Raw genomic sequence first — 20721 nt, 5'->3', positions numbered from 1 at the left:
ATTAAAATCACAAAAAAGCCTCAAGGATTCTTAAATCCTGGGGGCTTTTCTTCGTTTGAAGAGGAATTTTGAAACAATAAAATTTCAAAATTCTTTAAGTTTTTTATTTCTAAAAATATCGGCAAATAATTTTAAGAAAAAATTAAGGATTCTATTACATAATTCAATTAATTGAATTTAAAGGAGTGGAGTCAAGATGGAAGAGTTAGAATCAAATTTAGTAGAAAAAAACCAAAAAACGAATTTGAAGAATCGTTCAACTACGTTTGCGTTTTCGCCTAAAGTCATTTCTATTTTATTAGTGATCAATTTAGTAATTGGCATTTTTACGCTAATTGGAGTTGGCTATTTAAGTTATAAAAATAATAATCGAACGCAAATGATGAGAAACTTCCAAAATGGAGGAGGCTTCCCACAAAATGGTGGCGGAGGTTATTTCAATCAACAACCAGGAGGTTCATCAGGTAGCAGCAATTAAAAGAAAATCACATTTGTTGCACATATTAGGGATTATAAAATTTTTAAACCACAATCGGTAAAGATGAACAAGAAACAAATATACAATTTTTAATCGAATCATTCGTACTTAGCTCATTTGGTGGTATGATAAGTGTAAGTGTAACAAAACTGTATTCAATTATTTTAAGTACAGTTACTGCATTCCTTTTACCTGTTATCTTATTATCATTTACATTTTCTCTATTAGTTGGAGGGATTTTTTAGGGTATTCCCTGTAGAACTTCAAATATGAGACCAATTCAAGCAGTACGAATTGAATAAATAAAGGGGAGCGTTGTTATATGATGAACGCTTCTTTTTAGTCTAATGGAGGCAAAAAAAGTGAGAATTTTAGTTGTGGAAGATCATATAGAAGTTTTAAATTCAATCGTTGAATTATTATCAAATGATTTTAAAGTAGATAAGGCGTTAGAAGGGGAAGAAGGCTTTTTCTTGGCGATGCAAAACATTTATGATGTGATTGTATTAGATGTAATGCTGCCTGAGAAAAATGGTTTTGAAATTGTTAAGGACCTGAGAAAAGTAGGGGTACATACACCAGTTCTTTTTCTAACTGCCAAAGATTCACTAGAAGATCGTGTTGAAGGATTAAACTTAGGAGCGGACGATTATTTAGTAAAACCATTTCAAGGGCCGGAGTTACTAGCAAGAATCTATGCATTACTTAGAAGAAGTGGTAAATTAACAATTGATAGTTCATTGAAGTATCAAGGAATCATTTTAAAAGGAAAAGAGCATCCTGTTGAAATAGATAATGAATCGATTCATTTAACAATCAAACAATATGAGCTACTAGAATACTTCATTCAAAACCAAGGTAAGATTTTAATGAAAGAACAAATTTTTGATAGAATTTGGGGATTTGATTCTGATACGACTGTTGCGATCGTTGAAGTATACGTACATCAACTCCGAAAAAAGCTAGAGCCATTTAATTATGGTAGTATGATAAAGACTGTCAGAGGAATCGGATATATTATGAAAGATGACTAGGTGAAGAGATGTTTAAGAAAACAAAAATTCGATTAACAATCATAAATTCAGTAGTATTTATCTTAATAATTGGAATCCTTTCTTTAATTATTTATTCATATACAAATAATCGTTTATATAAAGAAGTTGATCAATCTCTTTTATGGAATATTAATCGTATTCAAAATAGTGATAATCCAAATCGTTTACCAATTTCCAATCGAGATCCACGTGTTTTAATGATCATGTGGGATGAAAATAAAAAATTAGTAAATCCCATGCCAGGTATGAATGCGATTATTCTACAAGATGAACTTAAGTATCCTACAAAAATAAACGAAATATATAATGATAAAATCAGTGATATGAATTATCGAACGATTTCAATTCAAGGTGAGACAAATCGTGGGAAAATTACACTACAAATTTTACGAAATATCGACTCCGAAAAGGATTTAGTTGATACATTATTAATCATATTAATCGTTGGTTGGGTTTTGGGAAGTGCATTATCAGTTGTAGCTGGTTATATTTTGGCTGGACGTGCACTCGTACCAATAACAAACGCGTGGCAAAAACAACAAGAGTTCGTATCAGATGCTTCTCATGAAATTCGAACGCCTTTAACCGTAATTCAATCACGTTTGGAGTTATTGCTTAGAGAGCCGGGTGCAACAATCGAAGAAAAGGCACAAGATTTTTCAATTATGTTAAAAGAGAATAGGCGCCTTTCCAAACTAGTAGCAAGCTTATTAACCTTAGCTAGATCGGATTCAGGGCAAATACAATTAAATAAAAAAATATTTTCCTTAAATGAATTGTTAGAAGAAGTTGTTTCGCACTTTACTGAAATCATCTCATTTCAAAGTAAAGAAATATTTTTATCTATTAAAGATAAGTATTTTTATTTTGGCGATCAAGAAAGAATTCACCAATTACTTGTGATTTTAATCGATAATGCAATGAAATTTACAAACGAAAATGATACGATTCAAATTAGCTGTAAACAAGTGAAAAATAATTTTCTTATTAAGGTTATCGATAGTGGAGTGGGTATAAAAGAAGAAAACCTTCCTCGAATATTTGACCGATTCTTCCAAGAAGATGTCTCACGTTCAACCAAAAATGGAATTGGACTTGGATTATCAATTGCAAAATGGATTGTTGAAGAACATGGTGGGAAAATCAAAGTTCATAGTAAAAAAGGAGAAGGCACTAGTTTTGAAGTATCTTTACCGATTATGTCCTCTTCAAAAAACAGTTAAATTCCAAGACATCGTAGCTACTTAAGAAAGTCATTTGGTGATTCCCCAAGAAATTAAAGCATATTTCCGACATTATTTCCTAAGAAATAACGATAAACTACAATAAATTAATTAAATCAAATGAATTTAATATTAAGTGAGAAAATCTACTGAACTAAGTAGGTTTTTTTTATGGAAGAATAAATGAAGGAATTCCAATACATTACTTGAGGAATGAAAGGAATCATTAATTATCGAATAGAATATGTATTTAAAAGATTAAATGTAATATTCTGGAGCGTTTTTATATAATTAGTTATGTCTTATATGAGTAAACCACGATTTAATAAGTAGTATTTGCAACGTTCTACTTTCACAGATATTAGTTCTTTGATTTAGTTCCTTCTTTTCTGAGATTAAAGTGTGGAAATCAACATTCATCTTTAAATAGATACTAAGTCGCATTTTTAAATCACACCGACATAAAATTATAGTAAGGAGGTCATCCTGAGATGGAAAAATATATTTTATCACTTGACCAAGGGACGACTAGTTCAAGAGCAATTTTGTTTGATAAAAAAGGTAAGATTGTACATACAGCCCAAAAAGAGTTTTCGCAATATTTTCCACATCCAGGTTGGGTAGAGCATAATGCAAATGAGATTTGGGGTTCAGTACTTGCGGTCATTGCAACGTGCCTTGCAGAATCAAATATTCGTCATGATCAAATTAGTGGAATAGGAATTACTAACCAACGTGAAACGACTGTAGTTTGGGATAAACATACAGGGGCTCCAATCTATAATGCCATCGTTTGGCAATCAAGACAAACAGCTGAAATTTGTGAGGAACTGAAAGCGAACGGTTATGATTCAATCGTTCGCGAAAAAACGGGCTTATTAATTGATGCTTACTTTTCTGGTACGAAAGTAAAATGGATTCTTGATCAGATTGATGGTGCTAGAGAAAAGGCTGAGGCAGGAGATTTATTATTTGGAACGATTGATACTTGGTTAGTGTGGAAGCTTTCTGGAGGCAAGGCACATGTTACAGACTATTCAAATGCTTCTAGAACGATGATGTATAATATTCATGAATTAAAATGGGATAAAGATTTATTGAAAATATTGGATGTTCCGGAGTGTATGCTTCCAAGTGTCCGCCCTTCTTCAGATGTATATGCTAATACTGTAAGTTATCATTTTTTTGGAAGTGAGATTCCAATTGCTGGAATAGCTGGTGATCAGCAAGCAGCTTTATTTGGTCAGGCCTGTTTTGAAAAGGGAATGGCTAAAAACACATATGGAACTGGATGTTTCATGCTTATGAATACGGGAAATCATGCTGTTAAATCAAATCATGGATTATTGACTACAATTGCATGGGGAATAGACGGAAAAGTTGAATATGCACTTGAAGGAAGTATATTTGTTGCAGGTTCTGCTATTCAATGGCTACGTGATGGTTTAAGAATGATTAAAAATGCTATAGATAGTGAGAAATATGCTTCTAGGGTAACATCATCTGAGGGAGTTTATGTTGTACCTGCTTTTGTAGGTTTAGGAACACCATACTGGGATAGTGATGTTCGTGGCGCAGTATTTGGGTTGACAAGAGGTACATCTAAAGAGCATTTTATCCGTGCTACATTAGAAGCTCTTGCATATCAAACAAAAGATGTGCTTACAGCAATGGAGGCGGATTCAACTATTTCTTTAAAAACGTTACGAGTAGACGGGGGAGCTGTTAAGAATAATTTCTTGATGCAATTTCAAAGTGATATTTTGAATGTCCCTGTCGAGCGGCCTTTAATAAATGAAACAACAGCTTTAGGTGCAGCATATTTAGCTGGCTTAGCAGTTGGATTTTGGAAAAACCGAGAAGAAATAGCCGGACAATGGCAAATGGATCGATGCTTTGAACAACAAATGACAACTGAATTAAGTAATGAGCTATATTCAGGCTGGAAAAAAGCAGTTAATGCAACTTTAGCATTTAAATAAGTAACCCACTAAAATATTTTTTAATTTGAAACTCTAGGACCTTTCTACATGCAGATATAATTGTAGCGGTCCTTTTTAATTTTAGATTGATTTCTTTTTGTGCTGGCTTTTTAAGACAACTAGAAAATTTGTTGAAGTGAGGTTTTACAATGGAAGAACAATTTTCAAGTTTAAATAGGAAAAGGATTAAGGAAACATTAGCTGAAAAAGAGTTCGATTTATTAGTAATTGGTGGAGGAATAACAGGTTGTGGTATTGCACTTGATGCAACTACTAGAGGGATGAGTACGGCCCTAGTTGAGATGCAGGATTTTGCATCGGGTACATCTAGTCGTTCTACTAAGCTAGTTCATGGTGGTTTACGATATTTAAAACAGTATGAATTTAAAATGGTAGCAGAGGTTGGTAAAGAACGTGCAATTGTTTATGAAAATGGTCCACATGTGACTACACCTGAAAGGATGTTACTTCCCATATATAAGGGTGGAACTTTTGGTAGGTTTACTACTTCTATTGGCCTTAGATTATATGATTATTTAGCTGGTGTAAAAAAAGATGAGCGGAGAAAAATGTTAAATCGAAAAGAAACAATAGAAAAGGAGCCATTAGTTAAAAGAGAGGGCCTTAAGGCTGGAGGATATTACGTTGAATATCGAACCGATGATGCTCGCCTTACAATTGAAGTTATAAAAAAAGCAGTTGAACATGGAGCACAGGCAATCAATTATGTAGAAGTGACAGATTTCATCTATGAAAAGAATAGAATAGTAGGAGTCAAAGTAATCGATTTAATAACGAAAGTACCTTTTACAATTCGGGCAAAGAGAATTGTTAACGCAACCGGACCATGGGTTGATCAGCTTAGGGAAATGGAACGATTAGAAAGTGATAAAAATCTTAGACTAACAAAAGGGGTTCATTTAGTAATTGATCATAAGAAATTTCCTTTAAATCAGTCTGTATATTTTGATACGGTGGACGGTCGGATGGTCTTTGCAATTCCAAGAGATGGAAAGACTTATGTTGGTACAACAGATACATTTTTTGATCGAGATACCGCTAATCCAAAAGTAAGTAATGAAGATAGGGAGTATATATTAAGTTGTGTTAAGTATATGTTTCCAACAACAAAGCTGGAAGATACTGATGTTGAATCAAGTTGGGCTGGCATTCGTCCCTTAATTTTTGAAGAAGGTAAGGATCCTTCTGAAATCTCAAGAAAGGATGAGATTTGGGATTCATCCTCTGGGTTAATTTCAATAGCTGGGGGAAAGTTAACAGGCTATCGTAAAATGGCGGAGACAATTGTAGACCGTATTTCAAAAGATCATGAATATAAATTTAAAGAATGCCAGACTAAAACCTTACCAATATCCGGTGGCGATGTAGGGGGCTCAAAAGGTTTTAATTATTTTAAAAAACGATTTTCATCTGCTGGTATTGCAATTGGATTAAGTGAATCGGAATATAAAAGATTAAGTAGAACATATGGATCGAATATAGAACATTTAATGAATATATCATTTAGTGAATTGAAAAATGATACTAATCTACCACTATCATTATTTTTACAACTAGAATATGGAATTCAAAACGAAATGATTGTAAAACCAGTCGACTTTTTTATTAGGAGAACTGGATTTTTATATTTTCAAATTGATCTAGTTAATAAGTATAAAGACGAAGTGATTCGTTATATGGCGAATAGATTAAGTTGGAATAAGTACCAAGTTTTGGAATATCGTTTGGAGTTGGAAGAGCAAATAAACAATGCAGTTTCTTCATCTGATGAATGATGTTTAAAAATAGGTTCCGAAATTAAGAAGACCCAGACTGTTTGAAAGTGAGAGTTCATCAACAGCCTGGGTATTTTTATTATCTTGAAACGAATTTATTTTCCGTAATCCAAAATCTCCATTGATAGTCCCTCGCTTCACCTGTATTTTCAATACCGATTCTAGGTCCACTACTAATATGATCTGGTTTAATTCCTTCTTTGATGTAAACGGGTGGTAGCCAAATCGGTTTTCCATAAGACTCCATCGTAATATTCAATGCTTTTGTAAGCTTACCTGGTCCATTCGTTAAATTAGAAATGGGCTGATTTTTTCGAAATTCGATCATTTTTTCAATCCCGTTCACAGGTTCTAGTGCTCTAATTAATACTACCTGTGGTTTGCCGATTTCTTCACAAACTATATTTATTAAGGTATGGGTATGCATTTGATATGTATAGATGTAACCTGCCTCATGAAACATGATTTCCGTTCGTTTCGTACGTCGGTTTTGAAAACTATGTGCAGCGCGATCTTCTGGACCCATATATGCTTCGGTCTCTACAATTATTCCGGAAAGTTCCATTTCATCGGTATTATGAACTAGTATTTTGCCTAAAAGGTCCTTTGCTACTTGTATAGATGGTTTTAAAAAGAAATCTTGTTTTAATGTCGAATTCATAAAAAACTCCTCGAAAATTGTTTGATAAAAAGAGAAAATGTATTTTTTTGTCATGTTAATGAGAATATTTACCTATTCATATTATTAAGAATCCATTAAAAATAGATTAAATATATTAACCTAATTATTAGAAAATATTCATAATTACTCATTGTACAATCCCCTTTAAGCTTGTACTATTTACTTATTGTTAGAAGATTCTGAAAAGGGGTGTAAAATTATGGCAAGACCATCATACTGGAAGGTATTATCGAGTGTCTCACTTGCTACAGCATTAAGTATGTCCATTTTTTCAACTGGAGTTACTTCAAAAGCAGCAATTCCTACTGAAAGTGAAAGTAAGCAATTAGTAGAAAGTCCTTATTTAGATTTAAACGTAGTGGACGAAGAAAGATTAGAAAAAGCTTTAAGAGACAGAGGCGTGATCAAAGAAACAGATAGCGCTGAAGTAGCTAAAGAAAAAGTACAAGCATACATAAAAGAAAAACAAGGTGCATATAAAGAGAAAGTTAATGCACAATCAGATTCAAAAATTGCCGATAAACAAAGAGCAACATTAGAAAAACGTAAAGCTCAACTTTTATCACAATTAAATAAAGGACACGAAAACTATAAAAAAGGCAAACCAACTGGCGTTGTAAAAGTTGATTCTGCTAAACAAGCTGGCTATAACGGCGGAGTACGTGAAGATAAAGTATTAGTTATCTTAACTGAATTCGCTGATTTCAAACATAACAATATTGATAAACAAGATGGGTACATGTACACTAATGATTTCAGTAAAAAACATTACCAAGATATGCTTTTTGGAGATAAAGATTTTACTTTAAACGATGGCTCTAAAATAAAAACGTTTAAACAATTTTATGAAGAACAATCTGGTGGAAGTTATACTGTAAAAGGTACAGTAACAGACTGGTTAACAGTTTCTGGGAATGCAGCTGATTATGGTGATGATAGCCCAACTGGTGGACATGATAACTTAGCACCAAAAGGTCCACGTGATCTTGTAAAGGAATCACTACGAGCAGCAATCAATTCAGGTATTAATTTAGCTGATTTTGATGATTTAGATATTTATGATCTTGATGGTGATGGAAATATTAATGAGCCTGATGGATTAGTCGATCACTTAATGGTTCTTCATGCTGGAACTGGTCAAGAAGCTGGTGGCGGTAAATTAGGAGATAAAGCGATCTGGTCACATCGTTGGACTTTAAATGGAGTAACTACTTTCTCAGGAACTCAATCAAAAGCTCCATATTGGGGCGGACTAATGGCTGCATATGATTACACAATTGAGCCAGAAGATGGAGCAGTTGGTGTATTCGCTCACGAATTTGGTCATGATTTAGGATTACCAGATGAGTACGATACTCAGTATTCAGGTAATGGTGAGCCGATTGCTTCTTGGTCAGTTATGAGTGGTGGTAGTTGGAACGGCGCAATCGCTGGAACAACACCTACAAGTTTCTCACCACAAAACAAAGAGTTCTTCCAAAAAACAATTGGTGGAAACTGGGCAAATATGACTGAAGTAGATTATAAAGATATTGATGAAAAAGGTATTGCTGCTGTTATTGATCAAAGTGTTACTAAATCAAATAATCCAGCGATCGTAAAAGTTAACTTACCTAAAAAAGAAGTAAAAAGTAAATTCCAACCTCAATTTGGTGCAAAGTATTACTATAGTACAAAAGGCGATAATCTTCACACTACTATGACTTCACCAGTATTTAATTTAACAGCAGCTACAAATGCAAGCTTCGCTGTAAAAGCAAACTATGAAGTTGAATATAATTACGACTATCTGTATGTAAATGTATTAGATGCAGCAACAGGTGCTAAACTTGCAACAATTGATACGATTGGTGATGAAAATACTGCAGGTGGACTTGAAACATCTAAAGGACTTTGGGTAGATAAAGTTTATGACTTATCTGCATTCAAAGGAAAAAACGTAAAAGTTCAGTTTGAATATGTTACTGATGGTGGACTAGCTCCTGAAGGATTTGCTTTCGACGAAGCAAAATTAACTGTTGACGGTGCAGTTAAATTTACTGATGGTGCTGAAGGAACTCCAGGATTTACATTAGACAAAGCAACTGTATCGAATGGTACTGATTTTAAAGATCACTTCTACTACTTAGAGTGGAGAAACTATGCTGGCTCTGATAAAGCATTAGAATATGCTCGTGGAGTTAAGTATAATACTGGTTTAGTAGTTTGGTATGGAGATGATAGCTACACAGATAACTGGACAGGTGTGCACCCTGGTGAAGGTTTCTTAGGTGTTGTAGATGCTCACCCAGAGGCGATCGTTGGTACATTAAATGGTAAACCATCTGTATCACAAAGTACTCGTTACCAAGTAGCTGACGCTGCTTTCAGTTACGATAAATCACCTGAATTCTACTTTAACTCACCATCTCGTGGGATCTTTGACTATGATGGATTACCTGGTGTAACAGAATTCGATGATTCACATAGTTACCAAAATACATTAATTCCTGATGCAGGAAGAAAAGTACCTAACTATGGATTAAAATTCCAAGTAATTGGAGAAGCAAAAGATAATTCAGCTGGTGCTGTTTGGATTCATAAATAAGAAAGAAAAAGAATGCGAGTCTGATATAATTTCAGACTCGTATTCTTTTTTTTGTTTTTATAGACTGCCCGAGAAATGAGTTTTTCAATTAGTCTCTTATAGTAGGGTGTTGTGGTTGATTTCCATTATTCTTTGTTATGAGGAAGTAATTTACAAAATCTAGCGCTTATAGTTCCTCATGAACCCTTTATGAGGAAGTAATTTTCGAAATCTAGCGCTTATAGTACCTCATGAACCTGTTATGAGGAAGTAATATTCGAAATCCAGCGCTTAAAGTACCTCATGAACCCGTTATGAGGAAGTAATTTTCAATAACCAGCGTATGTAGTACCTCATGAAACTACTATTAGTAAGCAATTTTTAAAATCCTAACTACGCTCCTGTGTCCGCCTAAGGGTTCCCCAATTGGAGAGTTTTCTTTATCGTGGTTTTTATGAACAAAATGGTTTTAATGGACTTTACGTCTTTAACGTTCATAAAAACTTTTTTCAGAATTATTAAATTATAATACTTATATTAGAAAGCGTTTCCAAAAAAGGGAGGAACTATAGGTGAAATTTAAAAAGACTGGTTTGTTTGTAATGACTTCTTTAATCACTGTAAGTCTTGCAGCATGTAAAAGTAGTAGTGTAACAACAGGAAGCAATAACTCTTCTTATCCTAATAAGGCAATTTCGGTTGTAGCACCATCAGGAGCAGGCGGCGGATGGGATTTAACAGCTAGATCGTTCACTAAAGTTTTAAGTGAAACAAAACTTGTTAAAGAACCTATGACGGTAGAAAATAAACCTGGCGGTGGCGGTACGGTATTCATGGCTGAGTATGCTACACAGGATAAAGCCAATAATGAAAAATTATTTGTAAACTCACCACCTATTATTATTAATAACCTGAAAAAAGAGGGAAATAGTCCTTATGGCTATAAAAATAGTACACCTTTAGCTCAGCTAACAAAGGATTATGGTGCAATCGTTGTAAAGGCTGATTCTAAGTATAAAGATCTAAAATCACTTTTAGAAGATATTAAAAAGAATCCGAAGAATATTACTTTAGCTGGGGGATCTGCTCCAGGGTCGATGGATCATTTAGTCGGAATTTTACCTGCTTATAAATATGGTATTGATCCTACGAAAATTAAGTATGTATCCTATGATGGTGGTTCAGAAGCAATAACAGCATTATTAGGGAATAATGCGGATGTCATTTCGACAGATGTTTCTAGTACGCTTGAGTTTGTTAAATCAGGTAAGGTTAAAGTTTTAGCAGTAACATCACCTGAACGTTTACAAGGGGATGTACTGTCTGAGTTTCCAACAGCTAAAGAACAAGGAATAGATGCTGAGTTTATCATTTGGCGTGGGGTTTTTGGGCCAGAGAAAATGTCTAAGGATGCATATTCATATTGGGAAAAAACAATTTCAAAGTTAGTTGAAACAAAAGAATGGAAAGAAGAAGTAGAGAAGCAAGGCTGGCAGCCGGAATATAAAGATGGTAAAGAATTTAATTCGTTTTTATCAGAACAAGAAACACAAGTTCAAGATCTATTAAAAGCATTGGGAATGAATAAATAGTTGAAATAAAGAAGGGGAAAAACACTCCTTCTTTTCCATTACTGAACATAAAGAGGTGAGATACATGAATAAAAAATTTGATCGATTAGCAGCAATCATTTTTCTTATTACAGGTATTACTTTTATTATAGAAAGTCGGAGTATAGCAGCCACTGCTTATGGAAGTGTAGTTGGTCCGAACGTTTTTCCATTTATACTTGGCTGTGCGCTTTCTTTATTAAGTTGTAGGTTATTTTACGAAACATTTTCTTATAAGGGAAAAGAAAAGGAAGCAGTTCAATATAATTATAAGCAATTTTTTATCATCCTAGTTTCTGCTATTCTTTATGCACTTTTACTTGAGAAAATTGGTTTTATTATTAGTTCGTTTTTATTCCTAATTGTAGCAATTCAAACAATGGAGCGTGGAAACTGGATAAAATCACTTTCGATTTCATTAGGTTATTCATTCATTATTTATTTTATTTTTGTCGATGTTTTAAAAGGTACGCTACCTGTTTGGTCAATTTGGTTTTAGAAAAAAGAAGGGAGAGTTATTAACTTGAGTACTTTTCAATATTTAATGCAGGGATTTGAAACTGCATTTACATGGTACAACTTATTGTTTGCTTTTGCCGGAGTATTAATTGGTACAGCAGTAGGGGTATTACCTGGTATTGGGCCAATGAGTGGGGTCGCTTTATTAATACCTGTTACTGCTTCGGTAACTGGTTTTTTAGGACCTGAGCAAGCAGCGGGCAGTGCAATTATTTTATTAGCTGGTGTATATTATGGTGCTATGTATGGAGGTTCTACTACATCAATTCTATTAAACACGCCAGGTGAATCTTCATCGGTGGTGACGACTTTAGATGGCTATCAAATGGCTAAAAAAGGTAGAGCGGGAAGTGCTTTGTCAATCGCAGCAATTGGTTCATTTGTAGCAGGAATATTTACTCTTATTGCACTGATCGTATTAGCAAAACCATTATCGGCATTAGCAATTAAGTTCGGTCCAGCCGAATACTTTTCATTAATGCTTCTCGGTTTATGTGCAGTAAGTGGACTTGCAGGAAAGTCAGTAACAAAAGCATTAATCATGACGATCTTGGGTCTACTTTTAGCTACTATTGGAATTGATTCTGTATCTGGAGTTTCTCGTTTTACATATGACATTCCTTGGCTATATCAAGGATTAGAATTTTTAACAGTAGCGGTAGGATTATTTGCTCTAGGGGAAGTATTTAAAACAATTATTGAAAATGAAGTAGAAGATGGTGAGATGGCAAAGATCAATAATTTATTACCATCTAAAGAAGAATTAAAAGAAAGTTTAGCACCAATCGCTAGGGGCTCTGTTTTAGGATTTTTCGTCGGTTTATTACCGGGAGCGGGTGCTATTTTAGCTTCATTTTTTGCTTATATTTTAGAAAAGAAGGTTAGTAAAACACCAGAAAAATTTGGAACTGGTACAATTGCTGGAGTTGCATCTCCTGAGTCAGCAAACAATGCCGCGTCTGGAGGAGCGATGATTCCTTTATTAACTTTAGGTATTCCAAGTTCAGGAACAACTGCAATCCTAATGGGTGCCTTAATGATGTATAACATACAACCGGGACCATTGCTTTTCGATGAACATCCTGACGTTGCATGGGGGTTAATTGCGAGTATGTTTATTGGTAACGTTATGTTGATCATTTTAAACATGCCTTTAGTAAAAATATTTGCAAAGATTATTCAAACTCCGAAAAAATACTTATTGCCACTAATTGTAGCTATTTCAATATTTGGTGTTTATGCTGTTCAAGTATCTGTAAATGATTTACTTCTATTAATAGCATGTGGTATTTTTGGATATTTCCTTTCTAAAAATGATTTTCCAATCGCACCACTAGTATTAGGAATCGTTTTAGGACCAATGATTGAGAATAATTTAAGAAGAGCTTTAACCGTATCAAATGGTGATTATAGTATTTTCTTTACTCATCCTATTTCATTAGTATTTTTAATAATTGGTCTACTTTGGATCCTTATTCCAATTATTATTAAATTGAAAGGTAAAGAAGTAGTTATTAATGTAGAAGCTTAAAATATTCTAACAAAACTCCTTTAATAAAAGGAGTTTTTTGATTATTATAAAAATATAAGGAGAAATTTTATGCGTTTACATTATAAGTTAATCATCTTTATTTCTGTTCTCATTTTAGTTATTAGTAGTGTTTTTGAAATAGTATCTCAAGAAATGTTTCTAAAAAACCTTAAACATGAAAAGGGACTAAAGGCTTTAGCTATTTCTCAAACAGTGGCAAATATGCCAGAAGTCCGCGAAGCATTTTTAAGTGAAAATCCATCTGGAATTATTCAGCCAATCGTTGAAAAGATCCGAAAGAAAGTTGGGGCAGAATTTATCGTTGTTGGAAATAAAAATGAAGTACGTTATTCACATCCAAACCCATTCCTAATAGGGAAGAAAATGGTTGGAGGAGATAATGATAAAGTATTTAAGGGACAGGAAATCGTATCGGAATCGACTGGTACACTCGGCCCTTCTTTAAGAGGAAAAACCCCTATTTTTGATGATAATGGCAATGTAATTGGAGTTGTTTCTGTAGGCTACTTAATAAAGGATATCGATCACGAGGCAAAAGCGTTTAGTAAAAAACTAATAAAAAATAGTATTGTCATTTTATTACTTGGAATAGGGGTAGCTTTTTTAATTTCATTTAATATTAAAAAATCGATATTCGGATTGGAGCCGAAAGAAATTGGAAGGATGTACAAAGAAAAACACGCAATTTTAGAATCGATACATGAAGGGATTATTGCGATTGATGAATATGGAGAGATTACGGTAGTAAATGAAAACGCTCATAAAGTACTTTCTATTCCTAATAATATAAAGCTTAGAGGACTAAAAATAGAAGACATATTGCATAATTCGCAACTGAAGAAAGTAGTTGAAACTGGTAAACCAATTTATGATTTAGAGTTTTTAATAAACGAAAAAGTAATGATTATTAATTGTATACCGATTGTTGGAGTGAATTCTAAAATTGTTGGAGCAGTAACAACCTTTAGGGAAAAATCCGAATTGAATAAATTGTTAAATGAACTATCGCAAATAAAAGCATATTCAGAAGGCCTTAGAGCACAGGCACATGAATATTCGAATAAGTTGCATACAATTTTAGGTTTAATTCAGCTTGAATCCTATCAAGAAGCGACTGAATTAATTTCAAAGGAATCAAATATAACTCAAAATATTATCCATTTTATTATGGAAGAAATTTCAGACCCAGTCGTTGCAGGACTTCTATTAGGTAAAATAAGTTTAGCTAATGAGTTAAAAGTAGATTTTAACATTGATTATAATAGTAGTTTTGCAGATGTTCCAAAAGAAATAAATCGGGAAGACTTAATAACGATAATTGGAAATCTATTAAATAACGCATTCGATGCAGTATTAGAAACGAACAAATCAGAAAAGCTTGTTTCACTATTTCTTACTGACCTAGGTGAGGATTTACTGATTGAAATTGAGGATAATGCAAATGGTATCCCTGAGGAATTAATCGATGAGATTTTTGAATATGGTATATCTACTAAGGAGCAATCTAAAAATTCAGGGATTGGACTCCACCTAGTCCAGAGATTACTCCATAAATTAAACGGACAAATTACTTTTCATTCAAACGAACATGGGGGAACTACATTTATTGTTGCCATTCCGAAACGCCAAAAGGAGAGTAACAGATACGATGAAAAAGAATTTAATAGAAGTGTTAATAGTTGAAGATGATAGTAGAATTGCAGAAATTCATCAGCGATTCATTGAAAGAATAGAAGGGTTTAGTGTAATTGGTATTGCAACAAATTACCAAGAAGCAGTTGATTTAATTGAGATTATCAAACCGCAGCTAGTATTATTAGATGTGTATTTTCCGGATATGAATGGTTTAGATTTTTTACAATGGATGAAGAAAAATTCAATTTTGGCAGATGTTATTATGATTACAGCATCCAAAGAAATTGATTCAGTGAATAAGGCCTTACATTATGGTGTATTTGATTTTATCATTAAGCCAGTCATTTTTGATCGTTTTAAAAAGTCTCTAATTCGTTATGTAAATTATTCAAATAAAGTGCAAAGCCTACAATCAAAAAGTGCATATCTAACTCAGGAAGAAATAGATGGTTTAATCGGAAAAAATAATTCAATAGTTGAAGAACAAAGTATTTATCCTAAAGGAATTGATAAGCTTACTTTAGATAAAGTGTTATTCGCGATTAAAGAAGTTCATAATGGGATGACTGCTGAGAATATAGGACTGGAAATTGGCGTTAGTCGTACTACTGCCCGGAGATATTTAGAATATCTAGTATCTGAAGGAAAAGTATTAGCAGATTTAGCGTATGGAACAATCGGTAGACCTGAAAGAGTTTATTTGATAAAAAACTAGATTACGTGATTTAGTAAAGTTTACTTATTGACTATGACAAACCTAACATTTCTGTAACAGGAATTGTGAAAAATCATGATAAGAGGATCGTCTAAACGCTTGGTATACAAGCGTTTTTTTATGTTTTTTACAAGTTTATGACAATGTGAGTTTACTAGAGTCTAGTTTTTGAAAGCGTTGAAAAGCTACTATTTGTTATATAAAATATACTTTGCAAGAATTACGGAGGGATATTAATGAAAATACGTTTATTAACTAAAGAAGATGCAGAAATCTATCTTAATATTCGTTTAGAAGGTTTAAAAGAGAATCCTGAAGTTTTTATTACAACTATGGATGAAATACTTGATCAAGATGACCCTATTGAATACAAAGCAGAAATATTAGATCAAGATAAAAATTATACGATCGGTGCATTTACTGACAAAGGTCAATTAATTGGAGTAGCAACTTTAAAAACATTTGAAAAGGTTAAAGCAGAGCATAAAGGAAAAATTGAGTCTGTCTATGTTTCTCCTAGCGCTCGAAAAATGGGGGCAGGTTATCTTCTAATTGAAGAAGCGATCCACTTAGCAAAAAGCTTTGGACTTGAACAGCTTACATTAAATATCGTAGAAGGTAATGAAACAGTAAAAAAACTATATGAAAAGCTAGGATTCAAAACATTTGCAAAAACCCCTAATAGTTTAAAATTTAACGATGAATATTGGGACCAAGAGCATATGATGCTTACGCTAATTGCAGGAAATGCTGAAGATGCAGGGAAAGCGGGAGAAGCAAGTATTGCAAGCGTGGAAATTAGCTAGATTCCGACTTTAACAAAAAAAGTTTACCTAAATTGTCATTTAATCTGACAATAAAGGTAAACCTTTTTAAATTCTATTATTTAGTAAAAGTCTTTTCAATGTCATTTAACATTAAGTAAGCAGCCTTCATTCCACCTGCCGTGTTCCAAGTTACATCATTTACTTTAATGACATGTCCATTTTTAGAAGCATTTAACTTTTTGAATAAAGGATCTTCTGTAAATTCTTTTTCAAGCTTAGATCCAGACTCTTTACCGTCATCAAACGTAAAGTAAAATAGGTAATCTCCATCCATCGCTGGGATACGTTCTTTTGTTACGCCTCTTTCAGCAAAATCAGGAGCATTTTGTTCCTCTGGACGTTGGAATCCTAATTGTTTAAGAATTACACCAGAGAATGTATCTTGGTGATAGATTCGTACATCAGCACCCATGAAACGCACCATTGAAATTTTTTGATTTACTTTATCGCCTAATTCAGCTTTTAGGTCATCAACACGTTTTGAATAATCAGCTAATTCTTTTTTGCCTTGTTCTTCTTTGTTTAAAACTTTTGCATAAAATTTGAAATTTTCTTGCCAATCTCCACGTAATGTTTCAGCAAAAACTGTTGGTGCAATTGCACTTAATTGTTCATACACTTTTTCTTGACGCATTTTATTTCCGATGATTAAATCTGGTTTTAAACCAGCGATTTTCTCAAGGTTAACTTCACTTTCCACACCTACAACTTCTACGCCATCCATATCTTTAGAAATATGATCGTACCAAGGGTTCCCAGTCCATGATTTAACAGCACCAACTGGTTTCACACCTAATGCTAGTAAAGCTTCAGTTCCTTCGTTTGTTAAAATAACAACTCTTTTTGGATTAACAGGAACTTTTGTCGTTCCCATTGCATGCTCAATCGTAACTGTATTTGCTTTTTTACTTTCTTTACCAGAAGCTTCGTCTGATTTTTTTGTGCCACAAGCACCTAATACCATAATTGCTGCAATGAACAGAGCAATTAGTGAGGAAAATTTTAGTTTTTTCATGGAATGTTCTCCCTTTTTAGTTGATAATGATTATCATTTCTCTTGACAAGTAGTATTATAGATTAAGATTTGATTAGAAGTCAACAAGAAAATGAAAATCATTCTCATTGACTTGATAATTCATATCATTTAGACTAAAAGAAGAGAATAGAATAGTAGGAGATATAAAATGCTTATTCATCCAAAATCAAGAGTTTTTGTATTAGTAGCTTGTATTTTTTTATTAGTAATTTGTTTTTTTTCTAGTATTTTACTAGGATATACGGATACTAGTTTTACAAGTTTAATCCATTCATTTACACAATTTGATGGGTCTAATGAACAGTTAATTATTCAAAATGTTCGAGTTCCAAGAGCGATCATTGCTTCAATAGTAGGAGCAAGTTTAGCAATCGCTGGTTTATTTATGCAAGTTTTAACTAAAAATCCTCTAGCATCACCAAGCGTTCTAGGAATTAACGCTGGTGCCTCGATGTTAATTGTACTTAGTATCACTTTTTTTCATTTACAATCACCTAATGCGACCATATGGCTTTCATTTATAGGAGCTACATTATCAGCGGTATTCGTATTTGGGTTAAGTTCAATAGGGAAAGACGGAGCGACACCATTAAAAATTACTTTAGCTGGTGTTTCAATTGCAGCTATGTTTAGCTCAATAACCCAAGGCTTACTAGTAACTAATGAAGTGGCATTAGAGCAAGTACTATTTTGGCTAGCTGGTTCAGTTCAAGGACGTTCACTTGATTCTTTACATATGGTACTATCATATATCGTAATAGCTTGGGTGGTCTCACTTGCACTTGGTGGAAAGATTAATACATTCATGTTAGGAGAGGATGTATCTAGAGCTTTAGGTCAAAATACAGCTTTATTAAAAACGACATTAGTCGTATTAGTCATCATTCTAGCCGGTGGTGCTGTAAGTATAGCAGGACCAATAGGATTAGTTGGTATAATTGTCCCTCAAATAGTTAGAATGTTCGTTAAAAATGATTATCGCTGGATGATTCCGTTTTGTGGTATTTTCGGAGCAATTTTACTCCTTTTAGCTGATATAGGATCTCGTTACATTTTAATGCCAGAAGAAACGCCAGTTGGTATTATGACTGCAGTAATTGGCGCACCATTTTTTATTTACTTAGCAAGAAAAGGCGGTACTGTAAAATGAACATGATCAAATTAAGAAACAAGTACTTTTCACTACTATTTAATAAGCGATCATTTTCCGTTTTAATAATTGCTCTTCTTTTACTGATTAGTTCATTTATAGTGAGCTTAACGCTAGGTGACCGTTACATCTCAATTCCAAAAGTATTATCTGTTATATTCGGTGAAGGTGAAAAAATAGATGAATTATTTATTCAAGCATTTCGAATGCCACGAATCTTCATTGCAATTTTTGCTGGGATTTCTTTAGCGATTGCTGGGGCAATTCTTCAAGGGTTAGTTAGAAATCCACTAGCATCTCCAGATATTCTTGGGATAACAGGTGGAGCAGGTGCTGCCGTTGTATTATTTTTAGCTATTTTTAGTGATAACCGTACAAATCAATTAACAGTAAGTATAAAATGGCTACCTTTAGCGGCATTTATCGGTGCCATCATAAGTTTAGTATTTGTTTATGCTTTTGCTTATAAGGATGGGGAATTAAAGCCATTAAGATTAGTTTTAGTAGGGGTTGGATTTTCAGCATTAGCTCAGAGCACAACTTCATTCTTTATGATTATTGGACCTATTTTTAGGGCAACTGAAGCGAATATGTGGTTAACTGGTAGCGTCTACGGAGCGAACTGGCAACAGGTTAAAATCATTACAGTCTGGACGCTAGTTTTTATCGTGTTAGCTTTATCGTTTATTAGACATATCAATACGCAACAACTTGGAGATGAAGTTTCAACAAGCTTAGGTGTTCAAGTAGAAAAAAATCGACTAATCTTGTTATTTATAAGTACAGCATTAGTAGCTGGTGCAGTTGCATTTGCAGGAGCAATTGCATTTGTTGGACTAATTGCACCTCATATTGCTCGGAAAATAGTTGGTGCTTCTTACGGTGCATTGATACCCTTATCTGGAATCATCGGTGCCATCATGGTATTAGTAGCCGATACAATTGGAAGAACGGTGTTTAGTCCAATTCAAATACCTGCTGGTGTATTTACTGCCGTAATTGGTGCACCATATTTTATCTATTTATTATTTAAGACTGGAAAAAGGTGATAAGATGTCAACGAGCGCAATCGAAACAGAAAAGTTAACGTTATCGTATGATGATCGTACAATTATAAACGAATTAAATTTTCAAGTCCCAAAAGGAAAAATCACAGTTTTAATTGGAGCTAATGGCTGCGGAAAATCAACATTACTTCGTTCACTTGCAAGATTACTACAACCAAAAAGTGGAACCATCTTACTTGATGGTAAAGAAATAAGTAAGCGACCAACAAAGGAAATTGCACGCAATCTTTCAATCCTGCCTCAAAGTCCTGTTGCACCAGAAGGTTTAACTGTTTTTCAATTAGTAAAACAAGGCAGATATCCATATCAAACTTGGTTAAAGCAATGGTCAAAAGAAGATGAAGAAAAAGTAAATCATGCCTTAAAAATGACAAATATGTACGAATTAAAGGATCAATTAGTCGATTCTTTATCTGGTGGACAACGTCAACGTGCTTGGATTGCGATGACATTAGCTCAGGACACAGATACTATTTTATTAGATGAACCAACAACTTATTTGGATTTAACACATCAAATTGAGATTTTAGATTTACTTTACGAATTAAATGAAAAAGAACAGCGTACAATTGTTATGGTACTACATGATATAAACTTAGCATGTCGATATGCACACAACGTTGTTGCAATTTCAAATGGTAAAGTTTACGCAGAAGGAGACCCAGAAAACATCATTAGTCAGAACTTAATCTGTGACGTTTTCTGTATGAACTGCGATATTGTGAAGGATCCATTATTCGGAACGCCACTTTGCATACCTCATGGGCGAGGAAGAAAAATAATTTAATTAGTTTTAAAAAGGTGTCCTAAAATGTAATAATCCCCTTA

The 20721-nt window shown here is 33.6% G+C and carries 17 protein-coding genes; 15 read left to right on the top strand and 2 right to left on the bottom strand.

Annotated features, from left to right (window positions below; genetic code table 11):
* Nucleotides 1-196: 196 nt before the first annotated feature.
* The 5 genes from CN946_RS07135 to CN946_RS07115 all read left to right on the top strand — a co-directional run bounded on the left by CN946_RS07135 (nucleotide 197) and on the right by CN946_RS07115 (nucleotide 6534).
* Nucleotides 197-478, top strand: a complete 282-nt coding sequence (locus CN946_RS07135) for a hypothetical protein (protein ID WP_098860512.1) — start codon at nucleotides 197-199, stop codon at nucleotides 476-478.
* A 362-nt stretch (nucleotides 479-840) separates the two neighbouring features.
* Nucleotides 841-1512, top strand: coding sequence for a response regulator transcription factor (locus CN946_RS07130; RefSeq protein ID WP_141546873.1), 672 nt, complete (start codon nucleotides 841-843; stop codon nucleotides 1510-1512).
* An 8-nt stretch (nucleotides 1513-1520) separates the two neighbouring features.
* Nucleotides 1521-2756 (top strand): sensor histidine kinase, encoded by a 1236-nt coding sequence (locus CN946_RS07125; RefSeq protein ID WP_098860510.1) that lies wholly within the window; start codon nucleotides 1521-1523, stop codon nucleotides 2754-2756.
* 491 nt (nucleotides 2757-3247) lie between these two features.
* Complete coding sequence (gene glpK, locus CN946_RS07120; protein ID WP_098860509.1) at nucleotides 3248-4738, top strand: glycerol kinase GlpK; 1491 nt, start codon at nucleotides 3248-3250, stop codon at nucleotides 4736-4738.
* Nucleotides 4739-4887: 149 nt separating this feature from the next.
* Nucleotides 4888-6534, top strand: a complete 1647-nt coding sequence (locus CN946_RS07115) for a glycerol-3-phosphate dehydrogenase/oxidase (protein ID WP_098860508.1) — start codon at nucleotides 4888-4890, stop codon at nucleotides 6532-6534.
* A 79-nt stretch (nucleotides 6535-6613) separates the two neighbouring features.
* Here CN946_RS07115 and CN946_RS07110 read toward each other — a convergent pair whose 3' ends face one another.
* Nucleotides 6614-7195, bottom strand: coding sequence for a DNA-3-methyladenine glycosylase (locus CN946_RS07110; RefSeq protein ID WP_098860507.1), 582 nt, complete (start codon nucleotides 7193-7195; stop codon nucleotides 6614-6616).
* A gap of 220 nt (nucleotides 7196-7415) precedes the next feature.
* Between CN946_RS07110 and CN946_RS07105 the strand changes: the two genes are divergently transcribed.
* The 7 genes from CN946_RS07105 (at nucleotide 7416) to CN946_RS07075 (ending at nucleotide 16619) form a co-directional block, all read left to right on the top strand.
* Nucleotides 7416-9803 (top strand): immune inhibitor A domain-containing protein, encoded by a 2388-nt coding sequence (locus CN946_RS07105; protein ID WP_098860506.1) that lies wholly within the window; start codon nucleotides 7416-7418, stop codon nucleotides 9801-9803.
* A gap of 551 nt (nucleotides 9804-10354) precedes the next feature.
* A complete protein-coding gene (locus tag CN946_RS07100) occupies nucleotides 10355-11374 on the top strand; it encodes a Bug family tripartite tricarboxylate transporter substrate binding protein (protein ID WP_483295373.1) in 1020 nt (339 codons plus the stop codon).
* Nucleotides 11375-11438: 64 nt separating this feature from the next.
* Complete coding sequence (locus tag CN946_RS07095) at nucleotides 11439-11891, top strand: tripartite tricarboxylate transporter TctB family protein (protein ID WP_098860505.1); 453 nt, start codon at nucleotides 11439-11441, stop codon at nucleotides 11889-11891.
* 45 nt (nucleotides 11892-11936) lie between these two features.
* A complete protein-coding gene (locus CN946_RS07090) occupies nucleotides 11937-13442 on the top strand; it encodes a tripartite tricarboxylate transporter permease (protein ID WP_483295374.1) in 1506 nt (501 codons plus the stop codon).
* Between the two features lie 69 nt (nucleotides 13443-13511).
* Nucleotides 13512-15146, top strand: coding sequence for an ATP-binding protein (locus CN946_RS07085; RefSeq protein ID WP_098860503.1), 1635 nt, complete (start codon nucleotides 13512-13514; stop codon nucleotides 15144-15146).
* A complete protein-coding gene (locus CN946_RS07080; RefSeq protein WP_098860502.1) occupies nucleotides 15112-15813 on the top strand; it encodes a response regulator in 702 nt (233 codons plus the stop codon). Before CN946_RS07085 ends, CN946_RS07080 begins: the two co-directional genes overlap by 35 nt.
* Before the next feature lie 236 nt (nucleotides 15814-16049).
* The gene (locus tag CN946_RS07075) at nucleotides 16050-16619 is read left to right on the top strand and encodes a GNAT family N-acetyltransferase (RefSeq protein ID WP_098860501.1); all 570 of its coding nucleotides are present in this window, start codon (nucleotides 16050-16052) and stop codon (nucleotides 16617-16619) included.
* A gap of 76 nt (nucleotides 16620-16695) precedes the next feature.
* On the opposite strand, the gene CN946_RS07070 is transcribed toward CN946_RS07075, so the two are convergent.
* Complete coding sequence (locus CN946_RS07070) at nucleotides 16696-17655, bottom strand: ABC transporter substrate-binding protein (RefSeq protein WP_098860500.1); 960 nt, start codon at nucleotides 17653-17655, stop codon at nucleotides 16696-16698.
* Between the two features lie 169 nt (nucleotides 17656-17824).
* Between CN946_RS07070 and CN946_RS07065 the strand changes: the two genes are divergently transcribed.
* From CN946_RS07065 to CN946_RS07055, 3 genes are read left to right on the top strand one after another with little or no spacing between them, the layout of a single operon-like run.
* Entirely contained in the window at nucleotides 17825-18826 is a 1002-nt protein-coding gene (locus CN946_RS07065) for a FecCD family ABC transporter permease (RefSeq protein WP_098860499.1), read from the top strand.
* Nucleotides 18823-19875, top strand: a complete 1053-nt coding sequence (locus tag CN946_RS07060) for a FecCD family ABC transporter permease (RefSeq protein WP_141546872.1) — start codon at nucleotides 18823-18825, stop codon at nucleotides 19873-19875. Before CN946_RS07065 ends, CN946_RS07060 begins: the two co-directional genes overlap by 4 nt.
* Before the next feature lie 4 nt (nucleotides 19876-19879).
* Nucleotides 19880-20680, top strand: a complete 801-nt coding sequence (locus CN946_RS07055; protein ID WP_098860498.1) for an ABC transporter ATP-binding protein — start codon at nucleotides 19880-19882, stop codon at nucleotides 20678-20680.
* The last annotated feature ends 41 nt before the right edge of the window (nucleotides 20681-20721 follow it).

The sequence above is a fragment of the Bacillus sp. AFS053548 genome (assembly GCF_002575105.1).
Classification (GTDB): domain Bacteria; phylum Bacillota; class Bacilli; order Bacillales; family Bacillaceae_G; genus Gottfriedia.
This window is presented reverse-complemented; position numbering and strand designations above follow the sequence as displayed.